The sequence below is a fragment of the Paenibacillus sp. FSL H7-0918 genome (assembly GCF_038007025.1).
In the GTDB taxonomy this organism is placed as follows: Bacteria; Bacillota; Bacilli; order Paenibacillales; family Paenibacillaceae; genus Paenibacillus_AQ; species Paenibacillus_AQ odorifer.
This window is the reverse complement of the sequence record NZ_JBBOWJ010000003.1, coordinates 196,575-212,127: the sequence shown is the minus strand read 5'-3', so window position 1 is coordinate 212,127 and position 15,553 is coordinate 196,575. Positions and strand designations below refer to the sequence as shown.

The following is a 15,553-nucleotide window of genomic DNA, read 5'->3' as shown; positions in this document are numbered from 1 at the left end:
ATAATAAAAGGTACTGTAATACGTTTCTAGCTAGTCTCTGGTATATCCTCTTTCTCGATCACTCTATAGACGATCCATATGCATAAAGCGGCTACAACTAGCGTTCCCCCCATTAAGCAGACACCACTCCAGCCCCAATGCTGCCATGCAAAACTTCCCAGCGTGGATCCAATCGCTCCACCTGTAAAAGTGCTGACCATAAAAACAGTATTAATACGACTGCGAGCCGCTGGTTCAAGTGCATATATCCGTGTTTGGTTACTGACCTGTGACCCCTGTACCCCAAGATCCAGAATAATAACTCCAGCAATCAAACTCCAGATCGTAAATCCGGCTAAACCAAAAAATCCGTAAGCAATTAAGGTAATTAATAGTAGGATTCCTACAATCTTTTTGGGAGCAATTCTGTCTGCTAACCTCCCGATAAATGGAGCACCAGCAGCACCTGCTACACCAATAAGACCAAACAATCCTGTAATAGAGCTACTGTAGTGATAAGGTTCTCCTTCCAGAAAGAAAGCTAGAGAAGTCCAGAACACACTAAAGCCGCCAAACATGCAAGCCCCAATTAAAGATGACTCACGAAGCGTCGAATATCTGCGAATCAGTTGTCCCATTGATTTCAGCAGATCTGAGTACGAGGAATTATTGTCTGGTTTCGTTGCCGGGATTAGCCGATAAAGAATAAGGGATAACAATAACATGACTACTGCGGCAATCCAGTACATCGCTCTCCAGCCGAACATATCCCCTATAATTCCGGATATTGTTCTTGCTAGCAAAATACCAAAAAACAATCCGCTCATTACAGTGCCTATAACCTTCCCCCGCTCCTCCGGTAAAGCTAACTCAGCCGAGAGAGGAATGATGACCTGCGGCACCACCGTAGTTATGCCGATAGCAAAGCTGGCGATATACATCCAAGTGAGGTTTTGTGCGGTAGCGAAACCAATTAGTGACAGTGATACAGCAATAAGAAGTCCTGATATCAGTGTTCTGCGTTCACGAATGTCACCTAGTGGAACAAAAAATAACATTCCCAGCGCATAGCCGATTTGAGTAAGCATCGATACATATCCCACTGCGTTAGAGGAAGCATTAAATGTGCGTCCTATCTCAGCTAGGAGCGGCTGATTATAATACATATTTGCCACGCTTAGTCCTGATGCAATGGCTAGAATTAGGATGAATTGCTTAGATAGACCTTCTCCTACACGAACAGCAGCGCCTGTGATAGATTGTGTCATGAAATTATGTGCCTCCGTTCACGTATGCTGCTTCAAACAGCGAGCTTTATTTTCCCTAATATATTATAACAGTCAATGTCAACCTTCCTTCTTCAATAGATTAATGATTAGTAAAGGGAAAAATATAAATATCTGCATAAGTACTATTTATAGTAAAATATATAAATCTGAGCTAGGAGTGGATGAACGTGCACCAGAACGAACGAATCATAAACAAATTACAAACGAATCCCTTAAAGAATGTAAGCTTGTTAAAAATGTTAAACTCCTTCCACGAAGTCATGGAAACACATCTAGTTGAGCATGGTGATCAGTGGGGTATTGTATTACTTCTTCCAGCCACAGCATACGCATATGATCATAGGGTATATCCTCAAGCGGATTACATCGTATTTTTGGATTACAGCTGCCCCGATATATTTCCAGCTTTACTACCACTGCTCCCAGCACAGGCGAAGCTTGTTTTTAAACTACAGGATGTGAAGTACCAAGAGGCACTGTCTGCGCATTTTTCTTTAGAAAAAACTCGGGGGTTTTTCTCTTACAGCACAACTGAGGGGTTAAGGTATAGTAAGGACAAAGAGGTGTCAATCAATCATTCATTTGACGACAGACTACTTCCACTTTGGGCTGCTAACCATTACAATAAGGAAGAAATTGAGGAATATTTCCAAAAAGGAGCGTTTTCCGTTTCAATCTTTCAGGGCGACAATCCGGTTAGTACCTGCCTAGCGTTCCGAAATGAAGAGCAGATTTGGGAAATCGGCGCTGTTCATACTTTAGAAGCATTTCAAAGATACGGATACGCGAAAATGGTAGTTCGCACAGCCATACAAGAAACGTTAGAACGAGGCTTTATTCCACGCTATCACGTCCTTGAAAGAAATCAAGCGTCCATTCGTCTAGCTGAATCTATTGGGCTTGTCCCTTGTGTGCAGCTAGAGCACTGGATTAACTACATTCAATAACAATTTCTATTGGAGGTGATTTTAATGAGCTATCCACCAAACGACAATTTGAACTATTATCAGCCTCCACCCCCTCCGGCACCGACGAATGGTAAATCAATCGCTGGTTTTGTCTTGGGAATCCTCTCTATTGTTGTGCCTTATATTGGTTTTCTGTTAGGAATTATTGCGATTATTCTATCCGCCTTATCGCTGAAGGAAATCCGTAATCGTTATGAACAAGGCAAAGGCCTAGCGATTGCAGGCCTGGTATGTGGAATTGTGGGCACGCTGATGTACGCAATTATTATATTATTCGTCGTTGTGTTTGTTTTTGCAGCTTCTACTTACTAACCACGAAAAGGATCTCAATAGCCATCATCGGCTGCTGAGATCCTTTTTCGAGTTAACACGCTATCAAGTGAACCCTTCATTCAGTCGTGGAACCAAAATCGGTGATTTTAAGCTTAACATCAAAGGTCAATGGCATCCGAATAAATTCCTCGTCCCAATGATCCTTGATCTTTTTCCAAACCTGCGGTTTTTCTATGCTAAACCAATTTCCGAACCCTGCCACATCTACTTTATAGGTGGAATGCATTTTGTGAATAAGAGCATTGATTTTTTCGGTTAATCTCTCCTCGAATATCTTCTCCAATTCTTTGAAATAGGCAACTTCCGCGGAATGCTCATTATCATCCCAATTCTCAATAAGACGTCCATCAGACTCAATGGCTACATGAATAGAGAACTTCTCATCCGCAGTCTCCTTCAGCGTAATCTTGCTCTTAACTGATTTAATTTCATAAGTAATCGCTTCATTCAACTGATTATAGGTTTTAATGCTCCCACCTTTTATGTCCCCTTTGATCCAGGCTATACTCTCCACATCCTGTTGATCAATATTGCCAATCCACTGTCCTGTGTCTCCCTTGATAATACCTGCTCCGGAAAATTCCACCTCACCCTGTGCCTCCACGATGTTTTGTAAAACAAAGCTTTGCCTGGAGTACATAAGTGCATCTAGATTAGACAACGTTATGCCCTTCATAACTTTACTGGTTCTGAAGTGGTTATGAATCATGTCTGCCAGACGAAAAGATGGAATCTCCTCCGAGGTTGTTTTAAGTGTGTCGGACGCAGGCCCTTGGCTAAGAAATATAAGACAGCTAGGGCGGATATCATTATCTCGCAGTAAAAAGTCCATTAGCCGTCTGATCTTCTCCTGTTGCACCAGTTTCTCAGATATGACAACAACCTTGAGGTGATGACCTATAATCGGACGGTTCTTACGTATTGAGATTTGGCGGAATATCTCAAGCAGAGAATCCCCTGTCTCAGAAATATTGTGATAATGAGTTTGTGGTGTTGCGCCATCTTTGCCAGAGTTTCCGAGTATTTTTTCAGGCACAATTTGTACCGTAGCCGTCAATTTATTTTTCTTAAAATAGCTTCCTCCGAGTTCCTCAAACTCCCGTTCGACTCCTTTCGGCTCCCCCTTGTCAAGCGCCAATCCCGTATAAACACTCAAGTCTTCAATCTCCTTACTGCTCCAGCAGCCAGACTGCGTAAGCAGAATCACGAATACCAATAGTAGGCGAATAACCCGCTGTCTAAACATTCTGCTTGAGTCCTTTCTTCCTAATGATTAATACAATCGACAATAACAGTGGCAGCATTATAAAGATCAGCACACCCATATAGCCAATCGCATCACCAAGACCAAAGACATCATTGATGCGCTGAGGGATCATCGTACAGATGAAGATGATGGGCATTAAAGCGAACATAACCGGATGGATCTTTAGGTGGAATACCTGAGAGATGCCAAGTGACGCATTAAAGAAAAAGCTGCAAAAATTACAGAACATCTGCATCAGCCAAATGACGAGCAACGGAAATTCAAATCGTTCAAAAAAGAACCCTGATATTTCAAAGCTCCGTACCAAATCTATCGTAGGCCAGGTGCTGGTGATTACAGAATTGATGGATAGGCCGCCGATAACCATCACAACAGTAACCAGATACAATACCAGCGGGATACTTAAACCGACCATCATTCCTTTGACCGCTTGCTGCGGATGCTCCATAAAGGCCGTCATTGTCATCACAACCTCACAACCGGTAAAAATCAAGATGCTCGACTTCATGCCTCGGATCACCGGCATCATGCCTTCACTCAGAAAAGGACGCAAATGCTGGATATCAAATATTCTGGTACTTAAGATATAACAAATAATCAGAATAAAAATACTGATCGGAAATACAATCTGAAACACGCGGGCCATGGAATTAATCCCGCCATACACCAAATAAGTGCCCACCCAGATGAACGGCATCACAATCGCCCAGATCGGTGTCCCTTCCAGAAGAAAGAACAATGTTACTTCCGCCAGAACGCGGATTTCGAAACCCGCAATCACAATAAAGTAAAGAATCAATATTGTACTCATTACACTGCCTGGAAAATTCCCAACAATTCTTTTAGAATACTGAAAGACAGTCTTCCCTGGAAATTGCTGGCTAAGCTTCACCATAACCAATATGACCAAAGATACGACGATACCTCCCAGCACTACTGAAATCCAGGCATCGGGAGTCTGCACAGCCTTAACAACATTTCTGGGCAAAGTCAAAATTCCCGCACCTAGCATTGAATTGGTCAAGATTATGGAAGCCTGCGAGGTTGTGATCTTATCATCAGTTCGTTTAAACACTGTGGTCTCCCCTCTGCTCCTGCTAAGAATACATTCTCTAGGACCTGCGCTTTTTCTTCTGGGTCTTCAGCATCTCCGGTCTTCGCTTCATGATCGATAACGGTGCACGAACGAACAAATCCTTCCAGTCACTTAAGCGGAAAGGGGAAATAGGGGTGACGTAAGGAACTCCAAAGCTTGAAAGCCGAGTCAGATGGCTGCAAATAAGCAGGAAGAAAAGGATGGTTCCGAACATGCCCAGGACCGCCGCAAATAACATGCCTGCGAATCGTAAGATCCGGAGAGTAATCCCCGCACTGTACATCGGTATGGAAAACGAAGAGATCGCTGTCACAGCTACAACAATTACCAAAAAAGGACTTACAATACCAGCCTGTACCGCGGCATCTCCAATGATTAGACCTCCGACAATCCCCATTGCCGGACCTATGGGCTTCGGCAGCCGGATTCCAGCTTCACGCAAAATTTCAATGGAAATTTCCAGAATCAACACTTCAATTAATGCAGGAAAGGGTACACCTTGGCGTGTTTCGATAATGGAGATCGCCAGTTGTGTAGGAATCAGTCCCGGATGAAAAGAGATAAAGGAAATATACAGCGCCGGAGCCAACAGAGCCAGAAATGATGCGCAAAACCGGAGTATCCGCAAAAGTGTACCCGGAATCCAGCGCTCATAATAATCCTCAGGAGACTGCAAAAGCATACTGAACGTCACTGGAACAACGAGTGCAAACGGTGTGCCATCCAGCAAAATCGCGACTCTTCCCTCTAACAAGGATGCAATTACCCGATCGGGTCTTTCCGTATTCTGTGTCTGCTGAAACGGGCTTAAATAATCATCCTCGATCAACTGTTCCACATAGCCGGATTCCAGAATAAAGTCCATATCAATTTTGGAGATACGTTCCTTCACTTCCTGGAGCAGATCAGGATTTACAATGTTTTTCATATAAGCGATAACCAGGTTCTTCTTGATTTCGCTGCCTACTTCAACCATTTTCATTTCCAGATTCTTATTAAGCCCTTGGCGCCGCAGCATAGAGGTATTCTCACTAAGCACCTCGGTAAAGCCAATCCGAGGCCCACGCAGTAAAGCCTCCGAGGTTGGCTCAGTAATCGCACGCACGGATCCATGCGGAGAACCCACCAGCAACATCTCACGCATGCCTTCGACAATCAGCGCAGTGTATCCGAATAGGACAAACTCCTGCAGTTGGTCTAAATCCTTGGCTTCACTAAGCTGAGCTAAGGGGAGCATATTCTGTTTCAAGTAGTTGTATATTCCTTCTGAAGCCTGCGTTTCGCCGGCATACATCAGATTCTGCAGCACCTGCTGATTGATTAGCTCCTCGTGCTGCATCCCCTCTACATAGACCAATGCGGCACGTGCCTGTATACCTTTAACTGAGAATTCACGAAAATGTACATCACTGTTTTCCCCTAACGCCGTTTTTATCGCTGTCAGGTCGGCATCATAGTCCTGGGTAAAAGCAGTAGACACAGGAGGCTGCGGATTTACTTCCCGATTGTCATTCTTCTTCAGTTCCGCATCCTGTGATTTGGCCTCTGTTTCCTTGGAGCGTCCGCTTCCAACATAAAAATACAAATGCCTGTAAAGATAAAAAATCCCTACGGGAAAGAGCAGCGTAATCGCCGCCTGCATAAAAATTGTCCAGTCCGGAATATAAGAGACTATTTTAGGCCACATCGCAATCATCCTCTATAGGAATCTGTTAGTACTATTCTCCTTCCACCCTATTCTTATGCAACATTTGAAACTTAAGGAAAGATCATATATCAGCATTGGTCCGGACATAACAAAACGCCCGCATAAGCGGACGTCTGCAATTTAGAGTATTTTCAACGGGTACTGCTTAAGGTTAATTAGGTTGCTGCCACTGCTTTAAAACCTCAATCAGACCCGGGACATCTAATCCATCCAAGGAAAAAGCTTTGCGCAGCAGCTCATGCGGTATGAACTCATCGTATTTTCCGAGGTAGGGTGCTTCATCTGGGGATAACAATGATAATGGATCTGTGGCAGCCATACTTTCGGCAATGATCTCTGCTTCCAGCGTTTCTGCATCTGTTTTACCCGCAACGACCATATAATAAGGTTCCATGGGAACGATAGAACGCAGTCCCAGAGGGCTCTTCAGATTGTTCTTCAGAAGGCGCTCCAGCGTACGGAATTGCCGACTACCGGCCCAGGGCAGAATGAACATGGAATCTCCACCCGCCGGCATAACGGACCGCACAAGCATTCCGCTTTCCTTCGCTAAACGACGGGCTCGTTCAAGACGCGCAGCCGCACTCGGAGCTAAATACGGATACAATGAAGTGGCTCCTAAGATTTCACGGATCTTGTTCATGATGCGTGTATGTACATCCCCACCCGCACCAAGCCACAACGTATCTACTTTGCCGCGTGAGGTTTTCACATAAACGGCTTTATGGCGATTATCCACCTCTTCTACCTTCCAAAGCTTACCTGCCAGAGTAAAACAGTAGCCTGGTGGTGGAACCGTTGTGATCGATCCGATTTCCTCAGTCCCGTTATAGACCACATGCTCTTCATCATCTTTGAAGACCGCGTAGAAGCGGAAGTTATTCACGATCTTCTCTCCCGCCATCCCGATGATCAAGCTGCCTTCGTCCATCTTCTCAATTTGTCCCATGCCTAACATATAGGTCATGAAAATATCATAATCAGTAGGATCTATGGTTTTAAACGAAGGCAAACTCAGAACCGCTTCTTTTAAATCATCCGGTTCGGCCTCACCCATACTTTTCAAAATGCTCATCGTCTGATGGTACAGCAGTCCAACTGGCAGCTGACGCACGACCAGGGGTTCCACCCATTTCTCGCGCACATATAGCTCAATTACCGCTATCGCTCGAAGCAGTGTCCACGGCATCCGCGCCGGAAGCTGAGCTTCCTCGTCCTCTTCCTCGGGCGTGACAAAGATCATCTCGGATGCAGCGTCTCCACGCCTGCCCGAGCGGCCTAACCGCTGCACAAAGCTTGCGCAGCTATAGGGAGCGCCGACCTGTAGCACTCGCTCCAGCTCGCCCAGATCAATACCCAGCTCCAGCGTCAATGTCGCTGCGGCAACAGCCGGTCCGGTGCCTTGCCGCAGCGCGGCTTCCGTCTCTTCACGCAGCATCGCGGAGATGCTGCCATGGTGAACGTGAAATACATCCCGTTCACCACGCTTCGCGGCCGTTCTCCGCATCTCTAGGGTCGCCGTCTCCGCATCTGAACGGCTGTTGGTGAAGATCAACGCCTTCTTCAGATGCGTATGATCATAAATAAAATCGTAATAAGACTGCTTCGCACGTTCTAAATGCTCCGCCTGCACCTCATCCCGTGCATCCGGGAAAGAGAAATGCTCCACACTTAAACGGAGCTTACGCCCGCCTTGTGGAGCGGACACTTCAACGCTCTCCCGTGTGCCCGCCGCCAGCCACTCTGTGACAGAAGCGTAGTCACTCAGCGTAGCTGATAGACCAATTCTGCGAGGATGACATCCCGCCATTCGTGAGATTCTCGCCAGCTGGCTTAACACCTGGATCCCCCGGTCAGCTCCCATAAAGGCATGCACCTCGTCAATGACAATAAAACGTAGATCATGGAACAACGCTGGAATAGCATTCGGGCGGTTCATCAACAATCCTTCAAGCGATTCAGGGGTGATTTGCAGCACGCCTGAAGGATTCTGCACCAGTTTTGTTTTATCGGCTTGTGGTACATCTCCATGCCAGTGCCACACCGGAATGTTGCCTTCACGAAGCAAATCATTCAAACGTGTAAATTGATCGTTGATCAAAGCTTTCAAAGGGGCGATATACAAAATGCCAACCGAACCGGAAGGACGTTCATACAGCTCAGTAAGCGCTGGGAAAAAAGCTGCCTCTGTCTTACCTGAAGCGGTACCTGAGGCAATCAGCAGATGATGCGGGGTATCAAAAAGCACCCGGCAGGCATCCACCTGTGCCTCACGCAAAGTCTCCCAGCGGTTCTTATAAATAAACTCTTTAATGAAGGGAGCCAGCCTATAGAACGGATTATCACTCATAATTCAAACTCCGCCAGGAATCCATCCAGTTCATTTTGCTCAGTCTCAGCTGGCTTAGCCGTTTTTTCGCCCACTAGCTGTTCAAAAGTAATCTCCGGATGCTGGTGGAGCGTATGCAGCAGATCCATGAAATCACGAACTACCTCCCGTGGCGTCAAGAGTTCCTCAGCCCCTAATCTTCCAACCGCTTCCTCCATAAAATGAACCAATTGTTCCTGTGATAAACGTGCTTCATAACCATAATGTAGGGCGTGAATCTCTTTAAGCTTTTGCAGCAGTACCAGAATTTCCTCGTGTGATAACATGTCCAGAGCAATGATAGGTCCAGTATAATTGTTCAGCCCCGCCGCCCCGTACCGGCCAGCAACCAATCTCGATCGCAGTGCCTCATAACTAAATAAACCACGCCGTCCATCTTCCACAAATTGCGGAGTTCCCCCTATAAAAATCCCTAAGTTCTCTGCCTTCCCCTGCATCGTATCATTGAACATGGTAAGCAGCTTTTCATAGTTGCTCTGGCGGGAAATACTGTTCGTAATTTTATAGAGATTGACACCTTCATCAATAAACAGCAGCAGACCTTTATAGCCTATAGCCGCAGTAAATTCCGCCCAAAGCTTCATATAGTCATACCAATTATCATCATCAATAATCACGCCAACTCCAAGCGCTTTGCGGGCTTCTGTCCGAGTTGCAAATTCTCCACGCAACCAGCGAAGCGAATCCTGTTTCTGGTCATCATCGGCCAGCTTGTGTGCATTCCAATAAGAGGCGAGTACTTTGGCAAAATCAAAACCATGTACCAAACCACGCATTTCAGAGGCTACAGCGTAAATTCGCTTCTCTACTTCTTCACCAAGCTGAGGGTGATCAGGCCCATATTCCTTCTCCTGCATCACGGACTGCTGTAGCGTAATAATCCATTTCTGCAGGATGATCTCCAACGCTCCACCATCTGGACGTGTGCGGGTCGATAAATGGCTCATTAGCTCCCGGTAAGTCGCTAGGCCTTGTCCTTTAGTTCCTACTAACCTACGCTCAGGGGACAGGTCAGCATCTGCTACTACAAAATCCCGATCCATCGCGTAATTACGGATCATCTGAAGCAGAAAGCTTTTGCCGCTGCCGAATTTGCCTGTAATCAGCTTAAAAGCTGCTCCACCCTCTGCAATGTTCTCCATATCTCTTAATATGGCCTCAATCTCCGGCCGACGGCCAACGGCTATGTGCTCTAGTCCGATACGCGGAACAACACCAGCCGTCAACGAATTGACTAGCGCAGTTGTCATTCGTTTAGGTATTTTTAATTCACTCATCCAAAGTTCACCTCATTAAATATTGCGCAGCATAGAGATATATTCCTCAACAATGTCTTCCCCCTCAATGATCAGATCACCAAGAATGTCCATTGCGATCTCATTAATCTCATCAATTAGAAGCTCTGACATCGTGCCATTAGCAGCAGCCAGCTTCAGTAAAGCTTGACTTCCATTCTCATCCAAAAGAGCAAGCAGTGCTTCCCGTTGTAGTGGACTTAAAGCATTGGCAAACTGTTCTGCCTCCGATCCTATGCTAACCGCTTGAGCTTCTTCAATCACCTCTACAGGCAACAATTCTTCCTTACTATCTTGTATTGGATCGATTTCACCGATAGTTGCTTCGAGCTCGCTAGCCTCGTAATCTTGCTCGTCCATATTCTCAACCGTAAGCATTGTCCGTACAATTTCAGAATCACTTTGCAGGCGTTCTAGCTTCTCAGGATCTATGACGACTGTCGGCCCTTTGTCTTCCTGTGTCTCTTTAAGGTACTCACGCTTTAGAAAACGAGTGATCAAATCGTCCATATCGGCATCTACATTAATACCTTTAAGTCGTCCGCGGTAGCCCATCAGTTCCCGGAGTTTATTCTCAGTCAGACGAAATAGCCTTGTAATCAGACTGCGAAGTGGTGGAGATTTACTAATACGTACAACCGGTATAAGAACAGAATAGCCATATAATGAAATATCATATACGGCACTTCGGAATAAATAACGCTCCCGCATCACCGCTGGTCCAGGCGGAAACATTTCAACTAGATTGGAGCCGTGTTTCCGGGTGACATAAGCATTAATTAACGCCACGACCTGCGGAATGTATTGTTCAAGAGCCTCATTGCCTTCTCCGATGTAGAACTTGGATTTACTAATATCATAGTCCGACATTGCCGTTAATACTGCGAAGGTTAGCTGCTCAGGAGCAGTCGTCAGTCCTCTCATTAATTCAAGCTCCGCCAGATCCCCAGCAAGACCACGTGAACGAGCCACAATGATAGAAAGCGGGACATCCAAATGATGTACAAAAGAGAAGTCCGCGATCCAGCCGCCAAGATATTGATCCAAACGTTTATAACTTTCCCGGTAAGCTTCCCAGATCAGATTTAGCTGCCTATAGCCATCATTAGGGTCACTCCACCCCACGCCATTAATAAGCTCATATACATGCAGAAAAATATAAGAAAGATCTGTTTTCAGATATCTGCCTTGTCTAACTTCATTCCGCCAATAAAAATACCATCTGCTTTGCGTGCCTGTCATATGGCCATATGTAGGCCAGTAACTCTTAAAAGGAACAAAAAGCGCTGAGTCCTCAGTTTTTTCAACTAATTCCTTCGCTCTTGTTACGAACTGGCCTTCGGTGGTAGTCACAGGCTCCGGCGTTTCCATCTCTGTATCCCAAAGCTGCAGCTGTAATGAAGGTTCAGGGGTTGAATTTGTTTTGCCATTATTCTTAGAAGATGACTTAGGCAGCGCAGGTTCAGGGGAATTTCGCGGCGGAATCGGTACATTTTGTTCCGTACTTTCCCAGACTAATTCTGTGAAATGCGGTTGCTTCCTATCATTACTCATGTGCGATCGCTCCGTCCTTATAAATAAGGATTAATGTAAAAAAACGGTCCTGTTCACAACTGTGAAGGAACCGTTTTGTTCTTACGTGAATAGTGGTCATCCATACAGGACGACAACATCGTTTCTTCTTGATATTTTAGCATTGTTGATAGATTAACATCAAGTATGTAATGCAGAATCACACTTTAGAGAAGCTCGGTTCCCTTTGTTTCTTTGCCAAGGAACAATACCGCTAATGCACCGATAATAATCGTTACAAAAAATAGCATAAAGATCGAGCCAATCGCCATAGATTTACCTACTAGAACCCCTACCAGCAAAGGTGCGATAATGCCCCCAATCCGGCCAAAGGAAGTTGCTAAACCAGCGCCTGTGGAACGAATAGCCGTTGGGTACAGCTCTGGCGTATAAGCATACATGCCACCCCAAGCGCCAAGATTGAAGAAGGATAAACAAATTCCGGCAGCCATCAGCATGCCTTCAGTAGTCGCATTTCCGAACCATGCAGCGCTAACCGCAGTGAACAGCATATAGATGACTAGGACAAATTTACGTCCGAACTTTTCAATAAAGTAAGCGGCAGTAAAATATCCAGGCAACTGAGCGAGCGTCATAATAAGCACATACTCGAAGCTTTTGACCAAGCTGAAGCCTTTAAGTACCATAACTGTAGGCAGCCATAGAAACATGCCATAATACGAGAACACCACCGTAAACCATAAAATCCACAACATAATTGTAGAACGGCGATATTCTGGCGACCATACGGTAGCGATTCGTTTCTTTAAGGAAACGGGGGCCTTTTTAATCTCAGCAAATTTCGGTGAATCATCAATCGCCCGTCTTAGATATAAAGCGTAGAGTGCAGGTACAGCCCCAATTCCGAAAGCTATACGCCAGCCATAATCAGGGATAATGAAGAACGCGATTAATGCCGAAGCAATCCAACCGACTGCCCAAAAGCTCTCCAAAAGCACAACCGCACGGCCTCTCTCCTGAGCAGGCATGCTCTCTGAGACCAAGGTAGAAGCGACAGGCAGCTCTCCGCCAAGACCAAACCCAGCAATAAAACGAAGCACACAGAGGATCGCAAAGCCTGTTGCAAATGCAGATAATCCGCTTGCCGCCGAGAAAATAAGGAGTGTCCACAGCAATACCGGTTTACGGCCAAAGCGGTCTGCTAATATCCCTGCCGCTGCAGCACCTACTGCCATACCGACGGAATTAATACTAGTCAATATACCGATCTGCTCCGGTCCCAGATTCCAATCCTTAGCTAAAGCTGCTACAACAAAAGAAATCATTCCGACGTCCATCGCATCGAACATCCAGCTCAAGCCAGCGCTGAAGAGTAATTTCCTTTGTTTCGGATTCCGCAGCAGTGTCATTTGATTCACTTCGAAGCCCCCTTATTTCAACCTGTTAACCAATAAACTTACTTTTGATTGTTTCACTTATACATTTTAAAATTGAAGTGCTCAAAAATCAAGAAATAAAGCAGCATTAAAGTATTGCCTAGCCAGCGATTGAAAATAACAGGTCTGCACAGAAATTGTGGCGATAAGCAGCATATTACGAACGGATTCTCTCTGCGCTCTCGACAAATGTGTCAGCCGGTTAATCACACGATCTATAGAGCTTTTTAATGAGGTATCATCTTTCCAAGAGAACTCCTTGTGCAACACTTGATCTACTTTACATTGCGTCTGAATCGATGGATTGCTTTTGATCTCCTCAAAAAGCCCTGCATAGGCGTAATACAGCTTGGCCGGTTCAATTAGATCATCATCATCGCGATCCGGCTTTAGGAACATTAGCTGGAACAGTTGGCGGATACTTTCAAAGTTAAGAGCAGATTTGAGATCATCGATAATAAACAAAAGCGCCGCCTGATTAACCGAATATTTCTTTCCTTCTTTAGGCGAACCGAGATATTCCTTGAAGTCGCGCTTGACCCAATTTTGCATAGCTGTGACGGTCAATGTGGAATACTCTATAAGATGGCCCAATGAAGCAATTTCACCAAGTGAAAAGCCTTTTACATGGCCGCCTTTAATGATCTTTTGTAATATGGGTGGAACATTGGTTGATAAAAAAGCGGGCAACGAAGTCCCCTTTTGTAATTCTTCACGGTGAAACTTTGCCCATGCCTCTTGGAGGATATTCAGCGGTTTCCGGTCTGACAATCCGGTCAATGAGAGCAGTAGACTGGACATCTCCACACGAGTCAATGCAAATGATTCCATATCTGTTTCCCTCCACCATTTGATATTTTACTGAAAAGTTCGTAGAATAGTTCATAAGAACTCATAATAATGAGTATAACCTATTTTAGGAACGAAAGGGATGGTAAAGATTATATGGGTATAGGACTTAGTTTGACGTTGGTGGTTATTTTGATTATTTTAACCGCTTTTTTTGTAGCAACAGAATTTGCATTGGTGAGACTTAGAGGTAGCCAGATCAGTCAAATGGTGCTTGACGGAAAGAAGAATGCCTTGGCAGTACAGAAGGTATCCGCTAATCTCGATGGCTATTTATCCGCTTGTCAGCTCGGGATTACCATCACTGCGCTGGGTATTGGTGCACTGGCAGAGCCTGCATTCGAACAGTTATTGCTTCCTATTTTCGACTGGGCCAATATCAGTTCTAGTGTGAGTCACCCTCTTGCGTTTTTACTCGCATTCATCATTGCAACATTCTTGCACGTCGTTGTCGGAGAACTTGCTCCGAAGACGGCAGCTATAAACATTCCGGAAAAAATCGGTCAAATTACTTCACCGCTGATTATTTGGTTCTACAGAATTTTGTACCCTCTCATTTGGTTCATGAACGGTTCCGCTAATATGCTTGTTCGTCTTTTTGGGATGAAACCAGCTAGTGAGCATGGAGACGCGCATAGTGAAGATGAGATTCGTTTGATCCTGTCCGAGAGTTACGAAAGCGGGAAAATCAATAAAGCCGAATATGGCTATGTTAACCGAATCTTTACTTTTGATGAGATGCTCGCCAAAGAAATCATGGTTCCGCGAACCGATATGGTATGTCTTTTCACCAATCATTCGTTGAAAGAAAATTTCGAAATTATCCGCAAGGAGCAATATACTCGTTTCCCTGTGGCACAAGGCAGCAAGGATAATATTATCGGAATGATCAACACGAAACAGCTCTATTTGCAGTATGATAACAATCCTGATTTTGATTTTCATAGCTTAATTCAACCCGTACTGACAGTATCTGAGGTGACACCGGTCAAGAATCTTCTAACTCGTATGCAGTTGGAGCGTGTGCATATTGCCTTGCTGCTTGATGAATATGGTGGAACATCCGGTCTCATCACGATTGAAGATATTTTGGAAGAAATCGTTGGTGAAATCCGTGACGAGTTTGACGGTGATGAACGCAGAGAAGTCGAAAAAATAAGCGATACTAACTATCTGTTCGACGGTAAGGTATCTCTGTTAGAGGTCAAGGATCTTACAGGGCTTGATTTCGAAGATGAAGAAGTGACCACAGTTGGAGGCTGGGTATACAGTCATATCGCAGATCCAGCCATTGGCAAAAGTATTGTTCGTGACCATGTAACATTGACCATCCGCGAGATGAACAGATACCGTGTCCGCAAGGTTGAAGTTGTTATCGAACAATCAAGCAACACTGAATCATCATAAATCA

General features: G+C 45.0%; 12 protein-coding genes. 3 read left to right on the top strand and 9 right to left on the bottom strand.

Annotated features, from left to right (window positions below):
* Window positions 1-26: 26 nt before the first annotated feature.
* Window positions 27-1,247 (bottom strand): MFS transporter, encoded by a 1,221-nt coding sequence (locus MHI15_RS20885; RefSeq protein ID WP_076126637.1) that lies wholly within the window; start codon window positions 1,245-1,247, stop codon window positions 27-29.
* A gap of 281 nt (window positions 1,248-1,528) precedes the next feature.
* Here MHI15_RS20885 and MHI15_RS20880 point away from each other — a divergent pair, with 281 nt between their 5' ends.
* Both MHI15_RS20880 and MHI15_RS20875 read left to right on the top strand, forming a co-directional pair.
* Window positions 1,529-2,215, top strand: a complete 687-nt coding sequence (locus tag MHI15_RS20880) for a GNAT family N-acetyltransferase (RefSeq protein ID WP_175620034.1) — start codon at window positions 1,529-1,531, stop codon at window positions 2,213-2,215.
* Between the two features lie 24 nt (window positions 2,216-2,239).
* Window positions 2,240-2,548: a DUF4190 domain-containing protein gene (locus MHI15_RS20875; protein WP_036676925.1), complete on the top strand. Its 309-nt coding sequence runs from the start codon at window positions 2,240-2,242 to the stop codon at window positions 2,546-2,548.
* Window positions 2,549-2,624: 76 nt separating this feature from the next.
* Here the strand turns inward: MHI15_RS20875 and MHI15_RS20870 are convergent, their stop codons facing one another.
* From MHI15_RS20870 to MHI15_RS20835, 8 genes are all read right to left on the bottom strand, one after another.
* The gene (locus MHI15_RS20870; RefSeq protein ID WP_341164787.1) at window positions 2,625-3,815 is read right to left on the bottom strand and encodes a Ger(x)C family spore germination protein; all 1,191 of its coding nucleotides are present in this window, start codon (window positions 3,813-3,815) and stop codon (window positions 2,625-2,627) included.
* Window positions 3,808-4,911, bottom strand: a complete 1,104-nt coding sequence (locus MHI15_RS20865) for a GerAB/ArcD/ProY family transporter (protein ID WP_341164786.1) — start codon at window positions 4,909-4,911, stop codon at window positions 3,808-3,810. The genes MHI15_RS20870 and MHI15_RS20865 overlap by 8 nt, the downstream gene beginning before the upstream one ends.
* Window positions 4,912-4,948: 37 nt before the next feature.
* Window positions 4,949-6,619, bottom strand: coding sequence for a spore germination protein (locus MHI15_RS20860; protein ID WP_076126801.1), 1,671 nt, complete (start codon window positions 6,617-6,619; stop codon window positions 4,949-4,951).
* A 172-nt stretch (window positions 6,620-6,791) separates the two neighbouring features.
* Complete coding sequence (locus MHI15_RS20855) at window positions 6,792-8,990, bottom strand: DEAD/DEAH box helicase (RefSeq protein WP_076126645.1); 2,199 nt, start codon at window positions 8,988-8,990, stop codon at window positions 6,792-6,794.
* Entirely contained in the window at window positions 8,987-10,306 is a 1,320-nt protein-coding gene (locus MHI15_RS20850; protein WP_076126647.1) for an ATP-binding protein, read from the bottom strand. The genes MHI15_RS20855 and MHI15_RS20850 overlap by 4 nt, the downstream gene beginning before the upstream one ends.
* Before the next feature lie 15 nt (window positions 10,307-10,321).
* A complete protein-coding gene (locus MHI15_RS20845; protein ID WP_076306011.1) occupies window positions 10,322-11,878 on the bottom strand; it encodes a TerB N-terminal domain-containing protein in 1,557 nt (518 codons plus the stop codon).
* A 185-nt stretch (window positions 11,879-12,063) separates the two neighbouring features.
* On the bottom strand, window positions 12,064-13,266 hold the full coding sequence (locus MHI15_RS20840) for an MFS transporter (protein WP_036677382.1): 1,203 nt from the start codon (window positions 13,264-13,266) through the stop codon (window positions 12,064-12,066).
* Window positions 13,267-13,356: 90 nt separating this feature from the next.
* Window positions 13,357-14,124, bottom strand: coding sequence for a DUF1836 domain-containing protein (locus tag MHI15_RS20835; protein ID WP_076190239.1), 768 nt, complete (start codon window positions 14,122-14,124; stop codon window positions 13,357-13,359).
* Window positions 14,125-14,238: 114 nt separating this feature from the next.
* Between MHI15_RS20835 and MHI15_RS20830 the strand changes: the two genes are divergently transcribed.
* Window positions 14,239-15,549: a hemolysin family protein gene (locus MHI15_RS20830; RefSeq protein ID WP_076126650.1), complete on the top strand. Its 1,311-nt coding sequence runs from the start codon at window positions 14,239-14,241 to the stop codon at window positions 15,547-15,549.
* Window positions 15,550-15,553 lie beyond the last annotated feature (4 nt).